This is a genomic window from uncultured Roseovarius sp. (genome assembly GCF_963972555.1).
Taxonomy (GTDB): Bacteria; Pseudomonadota; Alphaproteobacteria; order Rhodobacterales; family Rhodobacteraceae; genus Roseovarius; species Roseovarius mucosus.
In genome coordinates this window covers 56,575-75,804 of record NZ_CAXAUM010000010.1, presented here as the reverse complement: position 1 = coordinate 75,804, position 19,230 = coordinate 56,575, and the positions used below count along the sequence as shown (strand labels likewise).

The following is a 19,230-nucleotide window of genomic DNA, read 5'->3' as shown; positions in this document are numbered from 1 at the left end:
CAGGCCGGCCGGGCTTTACTCTGCCCAGTCCCAGGGCCGCACGAACTGTCCCAGAACATGCCCCACTGCCTCGCCCTCGGCGCCGGCAGAGCCTGACACCTTCGCCACCAGCCCGCGTTTCTTGTCGTCGACCACGCTTGTCACACGGGCGGCGATCCCGGCCTCTTCCAAAGCGCCGTTATAGATACGCGTAATCGCCAGTTTACGCAGATCAGGCTTGAAGACCTTTCCCACCGCCGTTTTCGGCAGTTCCGGCAAGACCTCGACATGTTTCGGCACCGCCGCCCGCTCATGCACATGCAGTTTGCAATGCTCGAGCAGTTCCTCGCCCGTCACCGTGGCCCCGGCCACCAGTTCCACATAGGCGCAGGGAATTTCCCCCGCATGCGCATCCGGCTGGCCGATGGCCCCGGCCATCGCCACTGCCTTATGCACCATCAGCGCCTCTTCGATCTCGGCGGGGTCGATATTATGCCCGCCCCGGATGATCAGATCCTTGGCGCGCCCCGTGATCCACAGATAGCCATCTGTATCAATCCGCCCCAGATCACCGGTGCGCAGGTACTCGTTGTGATAGAAAAGATCACGGTTCTTGTCGCCCTCGGTATAGGTATGGCCCGCAAAGACGCCCGGATTCGAGATGCAGATTTCGCCCACCTCATCCACTGCGCAATCCATCGGCCCATCGGGCGTGCCCTTGATGATCCGCACATCCGTGTAGGGGAACGGCACCCCCACCGATCCCACCTTCTTTTCCCCTTCGGGCGGGTTGGCCGAGACAAGGCAGGTCGCCTCGGTCAGGCCATAGCCCTCGATCACAGCGATGCCGGTGGCCGATTCGAACCGGTTGAAAAGCTCCAGAGGCATCGGGGCCGAGCCGGAAAACGCGTTCTTGACCGTGGACAGGTCGGCATCCACCTTGCGCTGCATCAGCGCGGAAACGGCCGTAGGCACGGTGATGATAAAGGAAATTTTCCAGCGCTCGCACAGCTTCCAGAAATTGTCGAACACGCCTTCGCCTCGATAGCCCGCTGGCGTCGGAAACACCACATGCGCGCCCGATTTGATCATGGCCATCAGGATCACATGGCAGGCGAAAACGTGAAACAGCGGCAGCGGGCACATCACATTGTCCTGCTCGGTAAAGAGCAGCGTGTGACCGATCCAGCCGTTATAGATCATGCCGGAATATTTGTGCTGCGCGACTTTGGGCATGCCGGTGGTGCCGCCGGTGTGGAAATAGGCCGCCACCCGGTCGCCCTTGCTGTCGGCAAAGCTGAGGGCCTTGGGCTGGCGCGCGATGGCCTTGTTGAAATCCATGCAATCGGCATGGTGCTGCACCGGGTTCTTGGGCCGCACGAGGGGCACGATCCAGCTTTTGGGCGGCGTCAGATAGCGGTTGAGGTCGATCTCAATCACCGTATGCACGCTGGGGGCATGGCGCACCGCCTCGGCGGTCTTTTGCGCGATGTCGGTCTTGGGAAATGCCTTGAGCGTGACCACCACCTTGGCCCCGGTCTCGCGCAGGATGGCGCTGATCTGCTCTGGCTCGAGCAGCGGATTGATCGGGTTGACGATGCCAGCGATCATGCCGCCGATGGTTGCCGCCGCCGTTTCCAGACAGTTGGGCAATACCAGAGCCACCACATCGCCCTCGCCCAGCTTAAGGCTGCGAAAGAGGTTGGCCGCCTGACAGCACTGATCGTGAAACTGCTGCCATGTCAGGGTTTGTGCCTTGTCGGTGGCCCCGGAAAAGAGCTGATAGCTGATCGCTGGCCGGTTCGGAAAGCGCCCCGCGACTTGGCTCAACATCTGATAGATCGTCTGGGGGCGCTCCCGCGCCTCCCACGGCATTTCGTTCTGGATGTCGAGCGCATCCTGTCGCGTCATGAACGCCATCTGTTCATTTCCTCCCTGATTTGTCCCGCGTTCCCGGCGCGGGTTTCTCCCGTTCGCGTCAGAATGTGCGGGAAATCAGGTTCGCGCAAGTTTTACGCTGCGTTTTGACACATTTGTCAGGCGCGGTGCTGCCTCAGCTTGCCCCGCCCAGACAAGCCACCATCGCCCCGGCCATATCGCGCAGCGTTTGCGGATAATGCCCCGGCCCCATCGCCACCTGGCTCCCCATCGGGTCAAGCACGCCGTGCACCGCCACATCGCCAAACACGGTCTCGACCAGCTTGGGATCAAACTGCGGCTCGGAAAAGACACAGGCCACGCCACGCGCCTCGGCCATCTCGCGCAATGCGGCAATCCGGGCCGGTCCCGGTGCCACCGCATCGCTAAGCGCAATCGCCCCTGCCGCCGTCACGCCAAAGGCCGCCTCGAAATACTGATAGGCGTCGTGAAAGACCAAAAAGGGGCGATCCTGCACAGGGGCCAGTTGCGCGGCAATCTCTGCGCTCAGGGCCGCGATTTCCGCCGCAGCGGTCTCGGCATTGGCGGCATAGAGCGCGGCATTGGCCGGGTCATGCTCTGCCAGTTCCTCGGCAATCAAGCCCAACCACACGATCGCATTGGCCGGGTCCAGCCAGGCGTGCGGGTCGGCACCATCATGGGCGTGCGCGTCCTCATGCCCGTGGTCATGTGCTTTGGCATCGGCCTCATGCTCCGCCTCCTTTTCGGCGTGGTCGTCGTGCGCGTGCTCTTTCTCACCATGGTCGTCGCCATGATCATGCGCTGCAAACTCCACCCCTTCCCGGAACGGCAGAACGCGGCTATCCGCTGCCCCCAGCAACGCGACCACATGCGCCTCTCCCGCGAGCGAATCGATCGCCCCTTCCAGCCAGGGCGTCAGCCCCTCCCCCATCCAGAACACCAGATCGGCCGCCTCCAGCGCTGCCGCCTCAGAGGGGCGCATCGCATAGCCATGCGGCGAGGCACCGGGGCGCACAAGCACATCGGGCGCACCCGCCCCCTGCATCACCCGCGCCACCAACGAATGCACCGGCGCAATATCCGTGGCCACCCGTGGCGCCTCGGCCATGGCCCCCGATGCAAGCGTCAGTCCAAGGCCGAGAGGGGCAAGAAAACGGATCGGCATAGCAGTCTCCATATGTAATATCATAACACTCAACGCCGCTTGATAAATGTAACTCTATAACATATCAACCCCAAAATGAACGTAGCGGAGGACCAGATGGATACAATCGGATTCGAGGCGCATGATCACAAGGGCTGCATGCGCGCCGCCCTCGCCGCGGTCGAGGCGCATTGCACCCGCCACAAGCTGCAGTTCACCCCCGTCCGCCGCCGCGTGCTGGAAATCCTGCTCAGCGAGCATCGCGCCATGGGCGCTTATGAAATACTCGACACCCTGCGCGATGAGGGGCTCGGATCGCAACCACCCGTCGCCTATCGCGCCCTCGATTTCCTTGTGTCCAACGGCTTTGTGCACAAGATCGAGCGCCTCAATGCCTTTATCGCCTGCACCCATCCGGGACAGGATCACACGCCCGCCTTCCTCATCTGCCGCCAATGCGACGCGGTGGCCGAGGCCCATGCCGAGCCCTCCAAGGGCATGCTGGGGCGCGCCGCCGCCGACTCGGGTTTTGTCATCGAACAAGCGGTGGTCGAGGCGATGGGCCTCTGCCCGCAATGCCGCGAGAGCGTCCACCCATGCGCCTGATCGAAACCAAGGGGCTGAGCGTCCGCTTTGGCCGCACCACCGTTCTCTCCAATGTCAGCCTTGCGCTTGACCGGGGCGAGATTGTCACCATCGTCGGCCCGAACGGTTCGGGCAAATCCACGCTTCTGCGTGCCCTCATCGGGGCGCAGAAACCGGCGCGCGGCGAGATCATCCGCCGCCCCGGCCTGCGCATCGGCTATGTGCCACAGAAACTGCATATCGACCCGACGCTGCCGCTGACCGTTACCCGCTTTCTCAGCCTGCCCCGTCGGCACCCGAAAGAGGCCACGCGCGCCGCGCTCGAACAGGCGGGGTTGCCTGACCTGCGCGACCGGCAGATGGGCGACCTCTCTGGTGGACAGTTTCAGCGTGTGCTGCTTGCCCGTGCGCTTTTGGAAAAGCCGGATCTGCTCATTCTCGACGAGGCCACGCAGGGCCTTGATCAACCCGGCTCTGCCGCCTTTTACCGCCGCATCGAAGAGGTGCGGCGCGAGTTGAACTGCGGCGTGCTGATGGTCAGCCATGAGCTTCATGTCGTGATGAGCGCGTCGGACCGGGTGATCTGTCTCAATGGGCATATCTGCTGCGAAGGCCACCCCGAGGTGGTGGCCCAGGCCGAGGAATACCGCGCGATTTTCGGCACCGGCACCCAAGGTGCGCTGGCGCTCTACCGGCATGAACACAACCACGCCCATGATCACGATCACGATCACGATCATGACCACGACCACAAACACAGCCACGAGGCCGCCGAATGATGCTGGATGATTTCATGGTCCGCGCTGCCCTTGCCGGTCTCGGTGTGGCGCTCGCCGCCGCTCCTTTGGGCAGCTTTGTCGTCTGGCGGCGCATGGCCTATTTCGGTGACGCCACGGCCCATGCGGCCATCCTGGGCGTCGCGATGGCGCTGGCGTTTTCCATATCGGTCTTTGTCGGCGCGCTGGCCATGTCGCTGATCATGGCGACCACGGTCTCGACCCTCTCGGGGCGCGGCTTTGCCATGGATACGATGCTGGGCGTTCTGGCGCATTCCGCGCTGGCCTTTGGTCTTGTCGCGGTGTCGTTTCTTTCGGGCGTGCGGATTGATCTCATGGCCTATCTCTTTGGCGACATTCTGGCGGTCAGCCGGGGCGACCTGCTGGTGATCTGGGGCGGTGCGGCGCTTGTGCTCAGCCTCTTGGCCTGGCGTTGGCAGGCGCTCTTGACCACGACTCTCAGCCCCGATCTGGCATGGTCCGCAGGGATCGATCCGCGCCGCGAACAGCTTGTGCTCACCCTGGCGCTCGCGGTCGTGGTGGCAGTGGCGATCAAGGTGGTGGGCGTTCTGCTCATTGCCGCCATGCTGATCGTGCCCGCCGCCGCCGCGCGGCCTCTTGCCACGACGCCCGAACGCATGGCCGCCATCGCCACGCTGATCGCCGGGGCCTCTGCCTTGGGCGGTTTGCAGCTTTCCTTTCACGCGGACACGCCCACAGGCCCCACCATTGTCTGCGTCGCGGCGCTGATCTTTGCCGCGACCGCGCTGATTGGCAGCGGGCTGCGGCACCGCGGCCAGACATCCGACTAAAATGGTCAGAATAATCTATTGACTCTTTTTGTCGGAAATACGAGAGATACCCCACCAAATCACTCGGACTTCTCGAAAGGATCCTCGATGCACCCGATCAAAGCCGCCCTGAGCCTGACCGCTCTGCTTGCCCTGACAGCCCCCGCTTTGGCGCAAGAGGTCAATCTCTACTCCAGCCGTCATTACGATTCGGATGATGCGCTCTACGAGGCCTTCACCAAGGAAACCGGCATCAAGGTGAACCGGATCGAAGGCAAAGAGGCCGAATTGATCGAACGGATGAAGGCCGAAGGCACCAACAGCCCGGCGGATGTGTTCATGACCGTGGACGTCGGCAATGTCTCGCGCGCGGTGGATGAGGGCCTGTTGCAACCCTTTTCGTCGGAATTGATCGAGAGCAATGTCGCGGCCAACCTGCGCCACCCGGACAATCTCTGGACCGGTCTCTCGCAGCGCTCGCGCATCATTTTCTATGCCAAGGACCGGGTCGAGAACCCGCCCCAGACCTACGAAGATCTGGCTGACCCCAAATACAAGGGGCAAATCTGCATCCGCTCCTCGTCAAACGTCTACAACCAATCGCTGCTGGCCTCGATCATCGAAGTGCATGGCGAAGACGTGGCCAAGGATTGGGCAGCGGGCGTCGTCGCCAACATGGCCCGTGCCCCCGAGGGCGGAGATACCGACCAGTTGCGCGGCATCGTGTCGGGCGAGTGTGATATCGCCGTGTCCAACACCTATTACTTCGCCCGTGGCCTTGCCGGGGACGTCGACGGTCTGAGCAGCGACATCGACAGCATCGGCTGGGTCTGGCCGAACCAGGACGACCGCGGCGCGCATATGAACCTCGTCGCCGCCGGGATCGCCGTGAACGCGCCCAATCCCGAAGAGGCGCTCGCCCTGCTCGAATTCCTTGCCAGCGAAACCGCGCAGGCGCAATTCGCAAATGGCAACAACGAATACCCGGTTCTGGCCGGGGTCGACATTGGCGAGAACGTGGCCAAGCTGGGTGAATTCAAGCCGGATAGCACCACACCCACCGCCTCCTTTGGCGAAAATGCCGCCAAGGCGCAGGCGATATTCAACGACGTCGGCTGGAACTGATCCAGCCCCCATCAGCGGCTCTGCGCGATTGCGCGGACTGCGGGATTGACCTAAGGTCGGGCTCCTCAACAGGGGTCCGGCTTTTTCATGACATCCGTCCGGCTACGATTGCTGATCCTCGCACTCTTGCCACTGGCGGTGCTGATGCCGCTCTTGTTGCTGGTGGCGATCAATCGCTGGTCGGCCAATTATGACAACCTGCTCATCACCAATGTGGCAAGCGATCTGCGTATCGCTGATCAATATCTGCAGCGCCTGCTGACCAGCACCGGATCTGAGGTCACAAGCCTTGCGCGCTCGCTGCGGTTTGATGAGGTGGCACGCACAGCCCCCGCCGATCTGCCCAGCTTTCTGGACCAAAATCGCCGCGCGCTCGGACTTGATTTCCTGTATTTCATGCCGATCAACGAGGCCCGCAAGCGTGGCAATGACTGGCCGGTGATCGCCACCGCCACACGTGGCCAACCCGCGACCGAGATCGACATCTTCACGCCCCGCGACCTCTTGGCGCTGCCTGATACCGGCGTGGCCCTTGCGATGCGGGCGCGTGTGGCCTTGGTCGCCACCCGCGCCGCCCAGCCAACCACCCGCCAGACCGAGGATCGCGGTATGGTCGTTCACAGCGCCACGCTCGTCACCACGCCGGGGGCAGAGGGCGTGCTGGTGGGTGGCCTCCTGCTCAACCGCAACCTCGATTTCATCGACACCATCAACGCGCTGGTTTACCGAGACACCGGTCGCGCGGGCGACCGCCAAGGCACCGCCACGCTCTTTCTCGAAGATGTGCGCATCTCGACCAATGTCCGCCTTTTTGCGGGCGAGCGGGCGCTTGGGACGCGGGTGTCGGCGGCGGTGCGCTCGATCGTGCTCGATCAGGGCCAGACCTGGCTCGACAGCGCATTCGTGGTCAATGACTGGTATATCTCGGCCTATCGCCCCCTGACCGACAGCTTTGGCAAGCGGGTGGGCATGCTCTATGTGGGGTTTCTCCAGGCCCCGTTCGATGCCGCCAAGCGGCGGGCCTATCTCTTGGTGCTTGCCGCCTTTCTGGTGGTTCTGGCGGTCAGCGCGCCGCTCTTTCTGCGGCTTGCACGCAATATCTTTGCCCCCCTCGAACGCATGACCCGCACCATGGAAGAGGTCGAGGCCGGCGACATGACCGCACGTATCGGCCCGGTGGCCGCCCGCGACGAGATCGGCACAGTGGCCGCCCATCTTGATACGCTCCTCGATCAGGTGCAGGAGCGCGACCGCGCTTTGCGCGCCTGGAACGAGGACCTGAATGCCCGCGTCGAGACCCGCACCGCCGAGCTGCGCGAAGCCAATGCCAAGCTGGAAACCACCTATCAGCAACTGGTGATGTCCGAGAAACTCGCCTCCATAGGCGAGATCACAGCCGGTGTCGCGCATGAGATCAACAACCCCGCGGCGGTCATTCAGGGCAATCTCGATGTGATCCGCCAGACGCTCGGCGCGCAGAGCGAACCGGTAAAAACCGAACTCGACTTGATTGATCGTCAGATCGGACGCATCACCGCCATTGTGGGCAAATTGCTGCAATTCGCCCGCCCCGGCGACTTTGGCACGTTTGAAGAGGATGTCGATCTGGCCGCCGTCCTGCGCGATTGTCTGGTTCTGGTGGATCATGTGGTGACCAAGGCGGGCCATCAGGTGACGCTCGACACCCATGCCGAAACGCCCCCGGTGCGGATCAATCCGGGCGAGTTGCAGCAGGTGATCATCAACCTCGTGACCAACGCGGCCCAAGCCATGCAAACCGACGGGCATCTCACCCTGACCACCCGCCCCGCGCTGCGCAACGGGCACCCCGGTGCCGTGCTCATTGTGGCCGATACCGGGCCGGGCATCCCCAAGGACAAGCTGTCGCTGGTGTTCGATCCCTTCTTCACCACCAAACAGGGCGAGGGCACCGGGCTTGGCCTCTCCGTCAGTCAAACCTTGATCCAGCAGGCGGGTGGTCGCATCACCGCGCGCAACCGGGCCGAGGGTGGCGCGGAATTTACCGTCTGGCTACCCGCGCAGACGGTTTAAGCGCTTATCCCCGCCCGTTCAGCCGCGCGTGGTGGAGTGCGGCCACGGCACAGGACGCCAGCCGCGCCATATCGTCATCCGCCCGCGAATTGAGGATGATCGGCACCCGCGCCCCCAGAACCACGCCCGCCGCTTCGGCATGGCTAAGATAGGTCAGTTGCTTGGCCAGCATGTTGCCTGCATCGAGGTTGGGCACCACCAGAATATCCGCCCGACCTGCTACGGGCGAGGATAGCCCCTTGGTCCGTGCTGCCGCCAGATCAACCGCGTTATCCATCGCAAGCGGCCCATCCACCAACCCGCCAGTGATCTGCCCCCGCTCGGCCATCTTGGACAAGAGAGCCGCATCAATCGACGAGGGCAAATCAGGGTTGACGGTCTCGACCGCCGACAGAACACCGACCTTGGGCAACTCGATCCCAAGGCTGAGCGCCAGATCAATCGCATTTTGCACAATATCCACCTTGGCGCGCAGGTCCGGCGTGATGTTGATCGCCGCATCCGTCACCAGCAAGAGATGCGCCAGCCCCGGCACATCCATCACGAATACATGGCTCAGCCGCCGCCCCGTGCGCAGCCCCGCCGCCTTGTCCAGCACCGCGCGCAAGAGTTGGTCGGTGTGAAGATGCCCCTTCATCACCGCCCCTGCCCGCCCCGCCTGCACCAAGGCCACAGCGCGCCGCGCGGCGGCTTCTGGGTCCGGCTCGGCGATGATCTCGATCCCGGTCAAATCCGCGCCCAGCGCCTGCGCCGCCGCAGCGATCCGCACAGGATTCCCAATCAGGATGGGTGCGATCAGCGTATGCGCTTGCGCCCGCAGCGCGCCCCCCAGCGAATTGGGCTCTTCCGGGCAGACCACCGCCGTCACCAGCGCCGCCAATGGCTCGGCCCGCTTGAGCAGCTTTTCGAAATGCCGGTGCCGCTGCACGATCAGACCCGGCAGATCGTGGCTGGAATAGTTCAGCTTGCGGCGCGGGGCCTCGACCACCGCCACACCCGACACGATCAGCGCATCGTCGCGCAACCGCCGCACCTCGGTGGCCAAGGTCACGGTCATGTCGCGCGTGTTGCGGTCCGTCACCGTGACGCGGCTCTCCACCTCGTCGCCCGCATGGGCATGGTTGTGAAACACAAGGCTCTGCGCGCGGTAGAGCGTGCCCGCCCCCGGCAACAGCGTGCCCAGAACGGCCGAAATCAACGAGCCCAGAAACATCCCCGGCACATAGGGTTCGGGCTGGCCATCGCCGTCGCCATCCAGATCGAACAGATGCATCGGGTTGTGATTGCCCGACACATTGGCAAACACCAACAGATCATCCTGCGTGCAGAGCCGCCGGAGGCTCTGGCTGTCGCCCACCTGCAATTCGTCAAAGATGCGGTTCTCGATCTTCATCCGGCAACTCTCCTGTCGTGCAGCCTGCGCGCGTCCCAGACCCCGTGTCACCGCATCCAAGCGCGGGCAGATGTCAGGGCGATGACACGCCCCGCCTGCTCAGAGCGCGCGGGCACTCTGGCGCAGTTCGAATTTCTGGATCTTGCCGGTGGATGTCTTGGGCAATTCCTGAAACACCACCGCCTTGGGCGTCTTGAACCCCGCCAACCGCTCTCGGGCAAAGGCGATCAACTCGGCCTCGCTCGCCGTGGCCCCATCCTTCAACTCGACAAAGGCGCAAGGCACCTCGCCCCATTTTTCGTCCGGCTTGGCCACAACGGCACAGAGCATAACAGCGGGATGCCGCATCAACACGCCCTCAACCTCGACCGAGGAAATATTCTCGCCCCCTGAGATGATGATGTCCTTGGCCCGGTCCGCAATCTTGAGATAGCCGTCGGGATGCTGGAACGCGATGTCGCCCGAATGAAAATACCCGCCGCGAAACGCCTCTTCCGTGGCGGTCGGGTTCTTGAGATAGCCTTTCATCACTGAATTGCCCCGGATCATGATCTCGCCCAGACTTGCGCCATCCATGGGGATTTGCGCCATGGTTTCGGGGTCCATCGCGGTGATGTCCTCCATCATCGGCATAAGAACGCCGGTGCGCGCCTTGATGGTATAGCGCTCATCCTCAGGCAGGGTATTCCAGTCGTCTTGCCACAGACATTCGGTGACATGGCCATAGGTCTCGGTCAGGCCATAGACCTGCATCACGGTAAAGCCTAACGGCTCGATCGCCGCCAGCGTTGCTGCGGGCGGCGGGGCCCCGGCGGTGAAGACATCCACCACATGGTCGAACTTGCGCCGCTCGCTCTCCTTGGCGTTGACGATCATGTTGAGCACGATGGGCGCACCGCCGAAATGTGTCACCCCCTCGTCTGCAATCGCATCGTAAATCGCGCGCGCCGTCACGTCGCGGCAGCACACGACCCGCCCGCCAAGCATCGGCATCAGCCAGACATGGTTCCAGTTGTTGCAATGAAAGAGCGGCACGATGGTCAGATAGGTCGGGTAGCGCGGCAATTGCCAGCTCACGACCGTGCCCATGGTCATCAGATACGCGCCGCGATGGTGATAGACCACCCCCTTGGGCCGACCCGTGGTGCCCGAGGTGTAGTTGAGCGCCAAACTCTCCCATTCATCCTCAGGCATGATCCACGGAAAATCGGGATCGCCAGAGGCCAGCAGTTCCTCGTATTCCATATAATGCCCGTGGGCATGGACCCCCGCCGCATCATCGGCCACCTCGACCACGCCCGGCGGCGGCCCCTCCATCAATTCGATCGCCTGCGCCAGCGTGGGCAGGAATTGCGGATCACAGAGCACGACACGCGCCCCGCCATGGTCCAGGATATAGGCGATGGTATCGGCCTCGAGCCGCGTGTTGATCGCGTTGAGCACCGCGCCACAGGCGGGGACACCAAAATGCGCCTCGCAATGGGCGGGGATATTGGGCAGCAGGGTGGCCACCACATCGCCGGGCTCGATCCCCAGCTTGACCAAGGCCGAAGCCAGCCGCGATACCCGCGCGTGATACTCCGCGTAAGTGCGCCGCGTGCCCCGATAAACCAGCGCCTCACGGGTTGGAAAGAGATGCGCCGCGCGCCGCAGATGCGACAGCGGTGTCAGCGCCACGAAATTTGCGGCGCATTTCTCCAACCCGGTCTCATCCTTCATCCACCCCATCGCGCGGCTCCTCCTGTCCTCTGGTCTGTCCAAGGAATAAAGTATTGCGACACCGATGCAATTACCAAACATGCACGGAAAAGCCTGCCAGAGCGCGCTTTCACGCTGAAAAACTGCCTTTACCGCTGCAAATCGCAGCACTATGAGAACGAAACGACGTGTGCAGTATTTCAGCACGGAGCGGCGTGGTTTTGAAAGGTATTTGAATGATCGTTTCCGGCACGCGCCGCCCGAATATACTGACCAGCCGTTTCTTTCGTTTGCGCTTTGCCCTCGCGCAGGCCCTCGGCATGACCATAGAGGTGCGCAGCGACGCCGGCCGCTACCGCTTTCGATGCCGCAGCTATACCGAATACAAACGCGCCGTCACCCTTCTGCAAAAGGAAGAGGGCACGATCCGCTGGCTGCGCGATACCCTGCGCCCCGGCGATACCTTTTGCGACATCGGGGCCAATATCGGCCTCTACTCGGTGTTTTCCGGCCCTCTTGTAGGCGAGACCGGCCAGATCCTGTCGTTTGAACCGCATGCCGCCAATGCGCTCAGCCTGATGCAGAACATCGCGTTGAATGGCCTTGCGCGCCGCACCAAGGTGATTTCGGCCGCGCTTGGCGACCGCAACGGATTTTTCGACTTCAACATCATCGAGGCCACGGCAGGCTCGGCCATGAGCCAGCTTGACCGCACCCTTGATGGGCACGAACGCCCCTTCGTGCCGGTCCTGCGCGAATGCAAGGCCGCCTTTACCCTCGATCACCTTGTCGCAGAGGGGGTCGTGCCTCCGCCCGATGTGGTCAAGATCGACGTCGACGGCAACGAACTTCTGGTGCTTGACGGCATGCGCATTCTGTTGACCTCGGCCAAACGCCCCCGCTCGATCCAGGTCGAGGTCAGCCATCACTACGAGGCGGAACTCGATGCCTTCATGGACACGCATGGCTACCGGGCGCATGAGCGGCATCGCACCGATATCGGCCTGCGCAAACTTGCACGCGGCGCCGATCCGGTGTTGATTGCGCATAACGCGATCTATAAACCGAGCGCAGCCTGAACCCCTTGCCGCCCGAACAAGGATAGACACCCGATGATGTTCAACCTCGACGGCGCTGACGTCCGCCACGATCCCTTTCCCATCGCCTTTGCCAAGCCGGTGTTTGACGCAGACCTCTATCAAGAGATGCTGGACAACTGGCCCGACACCGAACGGTTTCAGTTCATGCCCAAGCTGGGCAACAAATATTCCCTCTCCGAGGTGAACAACGCCAAACAATACCACGACTTCATCAAGTCGACCCCGGTCTGGAAACGCTTTCACGACGAGGTCAAGAGCGAACGCTTCGTGCGCGGCATCGTCGATTTTCTGGCCGGCCACAACATTGACCTGGACCTTGGCCGCAAGATGGTGCTGACAAACACGCCCGGCGCGCGCCTTGGCCTTCGCCTGACCGAGGCGCTCTGCGGCGCGGCCCTGGTCGAGCGGCGCAAGATCCCGCTGCGCTCGCGCTTTGAATTCTCGATGATGCCGGGCGACGGCGGCTCTATCCTGCCCCACACCGACGCGCCCGCCAAGCTGATCACCGTGGTCGTCTCGATGGTCGCGCCGGGCGAATGGAAGCCGGAATATGGCGGCGGCACTTCGGTCGTCTGGCCCAAGGACAAGACGCGCAGCTTCAACTTCCGCAACACCTTCTTGCCGTTCGAAGAGGTGGACACGCTCGATTGCTACGAGTTCAACTCGAACCAATGCATGATCTTCGTCAAGACCTTCAATTCCTGGCATGCCGTTGAGCCGATCAAGGCCCCCCGCCCCGACATGTTCCGCCGGTCGCTGACGATCAATATCGAGGTCCCGAAGAATTAAAGAACTAACCCCCGCGCGGCCTCTACACCGCGCCGGGGGCCCCCGGCGCGCTTACAACCCCAGCTTCGCCATCACGATGTCATTGACGGCCTTGGGATTGGCTTTGCCGCCCGTGGCTTTCATCACCTGCCCCACAAACCAGCCCGCCAGCTTGGGATTTTCTCTCGCCTTTTCCACCTGTGCGGGGTTGGCGGCGATGATCTCGGCCACGGCCTGCTCAATCGCGCCGGTGTCCGTTACCTGTTTCATGCCGCGCGCCTCGACGATGGCCTCGGGGTCGCCCCCTTCCGTATAGACAATTTCAAAGAGGTCCTTGGCGATCTTGCCGGAAATGGCGTCGGACTTGATCAGGCGCACGATGCCTGCCAGTTGCGCCGGGCTGACCGGGCTATCCTCGATCGCATGATCCTCTTTCTTGAGCCGTCCAAAGAGCTCGTTGATCACCCAATTCGCCGCCAGTTTGCCATCGCCCGCGCCCTCGGCCACGGCCTCGAAATAGGCGGCATTGGCCAGATCGGCGGTCAGCACGTTGGCGTCATATTCACTCAGGCCAAACTCCAGCACGAACCGCGCCTTCTTGGCGTCGGGCAGTTCCGGCAGGTTGGCCGCGATCTCATCGACCCAAGCCTGCTCGATCTCGAGCGGCAAGAGATCAGGATCGGGGAAATAGCGGTAATCATGCGCCTCTTCCTTGGAGCGCATGGAGCGGGTCTCGTTCTTGTCCGGATCATAGAGGCGCGTTTCTTGCACCACCGTGCCCCCCGCCTCGACAATCGCGATCTGGCGGCGTGCCTCGTATTCAATGGCCATCTGGATGAAACGCATGGAGTTCATGTTCTTGATCTCACACCGCGTGCCGAGATGGCTGAAATCCTGCGTTTCCATGTATTTCTCATACTGGCCGGGACGGCAGATCGACACGTTCACATCTGCCCGCAGGTTGCCATTCTGCATATTGCCGTCGCAGGTGCCCAAGTAACGCAGGATTTGGCGCAGCTTGGTGACATAGGCGGCGGCCTCCTCGGGGCCGCGAATATCGGGGCGGCTCACGATCTCCATCAGGCAGACGCCAGTGCGGTTGAGATCCACAAAGGACATCGCCGGATCCATATCGTGAATGGATTTGCCCGCGTCCTGCTCCATATGGATGCGCTCGATCCTGACCAGCCGCGCCACGCCGGGGGCCATATCAACCAAAATTTCGCCCTCGCCCACCAGCGGATGATAAAGCTGGCTGATCTGATAGCCCTGCGGCAAGTCAGGATAGAAATAGTTCTTGCGATCAAAGGCCGACCAAAGGTTGATCTTGGCCTTGAGGCCCAGCCCCGTGCGCACCGCCTGTTCAACGCAGAATTCGTTGATCACAGGCAACATGCCCGGCATCGCCGCATCGACAAAGGCGACATTGGAATTGGGTTCTGCCCCGAATTGCGTCGAGGCCCCGGAAAAGAGCTTGGAGCGCGAGGCCACCTGCGCATGCACCTCCATCCCGATCACCAACTCCCAATCATGCTTGGCCCCCGCAATCACGCGAGGTTTCGGCGCTTCATAGGTGAGATCGAGCATGGCACTGCCTCCGGCTGACATATCAGGGGCGTTCTAGGACAGGGGCGCACAGGGGGCAAGAGAAAGCGCAAGGGCAGGAGCGAGGATCGGCACGCATGTTAGACACCGAATGTCGAGCCAGAGGAAAACTTGCATGCGAAACTCCGAATATAAATCACTTCACAGAATCGTGAGCATGCTGTTTGATAGGGGTGGCAATTGTAAAACTGGGGAGTTTTCATCATGGAAGGCCTTAATATACCGGGAACAACCGAGGCGGATAACCTCCTCGGCACAGCCGATGACGATACCATCACCGCGAATAGCGGCGATGACACGCTGACCGGCGGCGGCGGCAACGATCTGTTGGATGGCGGCGCAGGGTTCGACACGGCAGTCTTCGTGGGCAATGCCGCCGATTATACCGTGGGATTGAACGCGAGCAATCAACGCACGATCACCCAGACGGCGACCGGCGACACCGACATCCTGCTCAACATCCAGCGCCTGCAATTCGACGACATCAGCACCGATGTCCTGCTCAATCCCGACGGCACCAGCCCCGGCCTGATCCGGGGTCTGGGCGGCGACTCCGGATTTGGCGAGGATTTTCTGGACCGCAACGACGACGGCTCGACCGGTCAGATCGACATTACCCCGATCTTCGAGAACGGGCTCAATTTCTTTGGCACCGTTTACCAAGGTCTCTGGATCAACAACAACGGCTCGGTGACCTTTGGCGCGGCGCGCAGTACCTTCACACCCGACGTCATCACGGGGGTATCAAATAACCCCGAGATCACGCCCTTCTTCGCCGATGTCGATACGCGCGGGACCACAGTCACCCCCACCCCGGGCGGCAATTCGCAAGGCTCGAACCTTGTGCATTGGGATTTCAACACGCTGGGCGACCAGTTGATCGTGACCTGGGACGACGTGGGGTATTTCAGCAGGAGCACCGACCTGCTCAACGCCTTCCAACTCATCCTGACAGATCGCGGCAACGGCGATTTCGACATTCAGTTCCGCTATGAAGACGTGAACTGGACCACAGGTGGTGCCAGCGGCGGCACCAACGGCCTTGGCGGCACGGTGGCACGCGCAGGCTATACCTCGGGCACAGGCGTCGAAGGCACGTTCTTTGAACTGCCGCAATCCGGCAATCAGGATGAAATCCTCAGCCTGGATGTGATCCCCGGCAATACCGGTCTGATCGGCATCTGGAACTTTGCCGTGCGCAACGGCGGCGTGGTCGAGTCCATCGTCCCGCTTCTGCCGCCGGTCGGCGCGGGCGGCTGGGTTGCGGGTGACCCGCATCTGGCGACACTCGACGGGGTCGGTTATGATTTCCAGGCGGCGGGCGAATTTGTCTTGCTGCGCGGCACTGACAGCGATTTCGAGCTTCAGGCGCGGATGGTGCCGGTGGGCGACAACGTCAGCATCAATCAGGCCATCGCCACCAACCTCGGCGGCACGGCGGTGATGATCGACGCCAATGATGCCACCCCGCTGCATATCGACGGCGTGGCCACCGAGCTTGAGGATTTCGGCTCTGTCGCGGTCGGCAATGACCGCATCTTCCGAGAAGGCGATACTTATATCATCGTCTATGCGGGTACGGATAACGTGGTCAATGATGGCGACAGCCAGGTGCGCGTGATCGTGCGTGACGGGCGGGTCGATATCGACGTGCGCCTCAACGAGGAGTTGCTGGGGCGTCTGGAAGGTCTGCTGGGCGATGGCGACGGCGACGCCAGCAACGATGTCGCGCGCGCGGATGGTAGCGTACTGGCGCGTCCCTTTGCCTTTGCCGATCTCTACGGACAATACCGCGAGGATTGGCGCGTCACCTCGAACGCGCAAAGCCTCTTTACCTATGACACAGGCGAAAGTCTCGATGGCTTCTATCTGCCGGAATTCCCGGGCGAGATCGTCAGCCTCGACACGCTCGACCCCGCGGTTCGGGATGCCGCGATCGCTGCGGCGCTCAATGCGGGCCTGATCGAAGGCACCCCCAATTTCGAGAACGCCGTGCTCGACTTTGCCCTGACGAACGACAGCTCGTTCTTCGACTCGGCGGCCGAAGTGCCCGCAACCGTGACCGAGACCGTCACAACCGCCGATCCGGTGTCGCTCAACCTGACGGGAACCGAAGGCAACGATACCCTGCTCGGCGCAGCTCTTGACGACACGCTCAGCGGTCTGGGCGGCGATGACCGGCTGGAAGGGCGCGGCGGCAACGACCAACTCAGCGGCAGCGAGGGCAATGATACGCTCGACGGGGGTGATGGCAATGACCGGATCTCCTCGTCGGATGGCAACGATCTGGCGATTGGCGGCACCGGCAATGACAACATCGGCGGCGGACTGGGCGATGACACGCTCGACGGCGGCGAGGGCGATGACATCCTTGGCGGTGGCTTTGGCAACGACTCGGTCTCGGGCGGCGCAGGCAATGACGTGGTCGCGGGTGGCGCCGATAATGACACGCTCTCGGGCGGTGATGGCAACGACAGCATGTCCGGCAGCTTCGGCAATGACCTGATCGACGCGGGCGATGGCAATGACGACATTGGCGGCGGCACTGGTCAGGATACCATTGACGCAGGCGCGGGCGACGACAGCGTGGGTGGCGGCGAAGGCGATGACAATATCCTTGGCGGCGACGGCAACGACTTCCTCGCCGGCGGTGGCCGTGACGACATCATCGACGGTGGCGCTGGCAATGATACGATCAACGCAGGCGCCGGCAATGACCAGATCACCGGCGGCACCGGCGCGGATCAATTCGTCTTCTCGTCCTTCTTTGACGGTGAGGTCGATGTAATCACCGATTTCGAGGATGGCATCGACAGCTTCTTCATCCGCCGCGTAGACCCGGATACGGGCGAGACCAATATCACCAACGGCGGCAACGGCCTTGCCGGGTTCGTGACGGCGATGAACATCATCGACACCGACGCAGGGGCGCAGATGACCGTGAACGGCAACACGATCCTTGTCGAGGGCATCACGGCGGCGCAGCTGACCGTGGATGATTTTACGTTCCTGTGAGACGGACGCGCCAATCAACGACAGGGGCACCTTCGGGTGCCCCTATGTTTTAGGGGCAGGTTTGCGCCACCATCCCGCACACGCCCGCCATCCTGCGTTAGCGCAATCACCGGCGCGCCCACACACAGGACCAAAAGGTTAACGCTAACATCCTGTATTTCAACTGGAAACCGACTTTTACCGCTTTCCGGTCCGCTTTGGCGCGTCTATACGGACGCCAATTCAGCTATCAGGAGTCGCCCATGACCATCACCGTAGGAATCAACGGTTTCGGCCGTATCGGTCGCGCCACGCTTGCCCATATTTCCGAGAGCCTGCGCAATGATATCAAGGTCGTCAAGGTGAACGCGACCGGCCCCATCGAAACGGCGGCACATCTTATGCGCTATGACAGCGTGCATGGCCGCTTTGCCCATCCGATCACCGTCGAGGGCAACACCATGGACCTTGGGCGCGGCCCGATCCAGATGTTCTCGACCTATGACATGAACGAACTCGACTGGGACGGGGTCGATGTCGTGCTGGAATGCACCGGCAATTTCAACGACGGCGCCAAGGCCAAGACGCATCTGGAGCGCGGCGCACGCAAGGTGCTGATCTCGGCCCCGGCAAAGAATGTCGACCGCACCGTGGTCTACGGCGTGAACCACGATGCTCTCCTGGCCTCCGAGCGGATGATCTCGAACGGCTCTTGCACCACCAATTGCCTCGCCCCCTTGGCTAAGGTCCTGAATGACAGCATCGGCATCGAGAGCGGCATCATGACCACGATCCACGCCTATACCGGCGACCAGCCGACGCTGGACCGCCGCCACAAGGACCTCTATCGCGCCCGTGCTGCCGCCATGTCGATGATCCCCACCTCGACCGGGGCCGCCAAGGCATTGGGCGAGGTGCTGCCGGAACTGGCGGGCAAACTCGACGGCTCTGCCATCCGCGTGCCCACCCCCAATGTCTCGGCGGTGGACCTGACTTTTGTCGCCAAGCGCGACGTGACCAAGGCCGATGTCAACGCCGTGGTGGCCGAGGCCGCCGCAGGCGCGATGAAGGGAATCCTCGGCTATGATCCCGAACCCAAGGTCAGCATCGACTTCAACCACACCGAGGAAAGCTCGATTTTCGCGCCCGATCAGACCAAGGTGATCGGCAACCGTCTGGTGCGTGTTCTGGCATGGTATGACAACGAATGGGGCTTTTCCTGCCGCATGGCCGATGTCGCGGTAGCCATGGGCCGGTTGCAGTAATCACAGCCTACGCGCCAACAGTCGCCCCCGGTGCCATGCGCCGGGGGTTTTTCTGT

14 protein-coding genes are annotated in these 19,230 nt (G+C 62.3%); 9 read left to right on the top strand and 5 right to left on the bottom strand.

Annotation, left to right across the window (positions count from 1 at the left end; genetic code table 11):
- Positions 1-15: 15 nt before the first annotated feature.
- A complete protein-coding gene (locus AACZ65_RS11490) occupies positions 16-1,899 on the bottom strand; it encodes an acyl-CoA synthetase (RefSeq protein ID WP_339670941.1) in 1,884 nt (627 codons plus the stop codon).
- A 133-nt stretch (positions 1,900-2,032) separates the two neighbouring features.
- On the bottom strand, positions 2,033-3,043 hold the full coding sequence (locus AACZ65_RS11485; RefSeq protein ID WP_339670939.1) for a zinc ABC transporter substrate-binding protein: 1,011 nt from the start codon (positions 3,041-3,043) through the stop codon (positions 2,033-2,035).
- 96 nt (positions 3,044-3,139) lie between these two features.
- Between AACZ65_RS11485 and AACZ65_RS11480 the strand changes: the two genes are divergently transcribed.
- The 5 genes from AACZ65_RS11480 to AACZ65_RS11460 all read left to right on the top strand — a co-directional run bounded on the left by AACZ65_RS11480 (position 3,140) and on the right by AACZ65_RS11460 (position 8,351).
- Positions 3,140-3,628 carry a transcriptional repressor gene (locus AACZ65_RS11480; protein WP_339671061.1) on the top strand — a complete coding sequence of 163 codons (489 nt, stop codon included), beginning with the start codon at positions 3,140-3,142 and terminating at the stop codon, positions 3,626-3,628.
- A complete protein-coding gene (locus AACZ65_RS11475) occupies positions 3,619-4,386 on the top strand; it encodes a metal ABC transporter ATP-binding protein (RefSeq protein WP_339670937.1) in 768 nt (255 codons plus the stop codon). Before AACZ65_RS11480 ends, AACZ65_RS11475 begins: the two co-directional genes overlap by 10 nt.
- On the top strand, positions 4,386-5,195 hold the full coding sequence (locus AACZ65_RS11470; protein ID WP_339671059.1) for a metal ABC transporter permease: 810 nt from the start codon (positions 4,386-4,388) through the stop codon (positions 5,193-5,195). Before AACZ65_RS11475 ends, AACZ65_RS11470 begins: the two co-directional genes overlap by 1 nt.
- A gap of 87 nt (positions 5,196-5,282) precedes the next feature.
- Entirely contained in the window at positions 5,283-6,299 is a 1,017-nt protein-coding gene (locus AACZ65_RS11465) for a Fe(3+) ABC transporter substrate-binding protein (RefSeq protein WP_339670935.1), read from the top strand.
- 87 nt (positions 6,300-6,386) lie between these two features.
- Positions 6,387-8,351 (top strand): cache domain-containing protein, encoded by a 1,965-nt coding sequence (locus AACZ65_RS11460; RefSeq protein ID WP_339670932.1) that lies wholly within the window; start codon positions 6,387-6,389, stop codon positions 8,349-8,351.
- Positions 8,352-8,355: 4 nt separating this feature from the next.
- On the opposite strand, the gene AACZ65_RS11455 is transcribed toward AACZ65_RS11460, so the two are convergent.
- Both AACZ65_RS11455 and AACZ65_RS11450 read right to left on the bottom strand, forming a co-directional pair.
- The gene (locus AACZ65_RS11455) at positions 8,356-9,744 is read right to left on the bottom strand and encodes a bifunctional enoyl-CoA hydratase/phosphate acetyltransferase (RefSeq protein ID WP_339670930.1); all 1,389 of its coding nucleotides are present in this window, start codon (positions 9,742-9,744) and stop codon (positions 8,356-8,358) included.
- 99 nt (positions 9,745-9,843) lie between these two features.
- The gene (locus AACZ65_RS11450) at positions 9,844-11,472 is read right to left on the bottom strand and encodes an AMP-binding protein (RefSeq protein ID WP_339670928.1); all 1,629 of its coding nucleotides are present in this window, start codon (positions 11,470-11,472) and stop codon (positions 9,844-9,846) included.
- A 206-nt stretch (positions 11,473-11,678) separates the two neighbouring features.
- Here AACZ65_RS11450 and AACZ65_RS11445 point away from each other — a divergent pair, with 206 nt between their 5' ends.
- On the top strand, positions 11,679-12,521 hold the full coding sequence (locus AACZ65_RS11445) for an FkbM family methyltransferase (RefSeq protein ID WP_339670926.1): 843 nt from the start codon (positions 11,679-11,681) through the stop codon (positions 12,519-12,521).
- Between the two features lie 36 nt (positions 12,522-12,557).
- Complete coding sequence (locus AACZ65_RS11440; RefSeq protein WP_339670924.1) at positions 12,558-13,331, top strand: 2OG-Fe(II) oxygenase; 774 nt, start codon at positions 12,558-12,560, stop codon at positions 13,329-13,331.
- Positions 13,332-13,382: 51 nt separating this feature from the next.
- On the opposite strand, the gene gatB is transcribed toward AACZ65_RS11440, so the two are convergent.
- Complete coding sequence (gatB, locus tag AACZ65_RS11435) at positions 13,383-14,897, bottom strand: Asp-tRNA(Asn)/Glu-tRNA(Gln) amidotransferase subunit GatB (RefSeq protein ID WP_339670922.1); 1,515 nt, start codon at positions 14,895-14,897, stop codon at positions 13,383-13,385.
- A gap of 222 nt (positions 14,898-15,119) precedes the next feature.
- On the opposite strand from gatB, the gene AACZ65_RS11430 reads away from it, so the two are divergent.
- Positions 15,120-17,930, top strand: coding sequence for a nidogen-like domain-containing protein (locus tag AACZ65_RS11430; protein ID WP_339670920.1), 2,811 nt, complete (start codon positions 15,120-15,122; stop codon positions 17,928-17,930).
- Between the two features lie 242 nt (positions 17,931-18,172).
- A complete protein-coding gene (gene gap / locus AACZ65_RS11425; protein WP_339670918.1) occupies positions 18,173-19,174 on the top strand; it encodes a type I glyceraldehyde-3-phosphate dehydrogenase in 1,002 nt (333 codons plus the stop codon).
- The last annotated feature ends 56 nt before the right edge of the window (positions 19,175-19,230 follow it).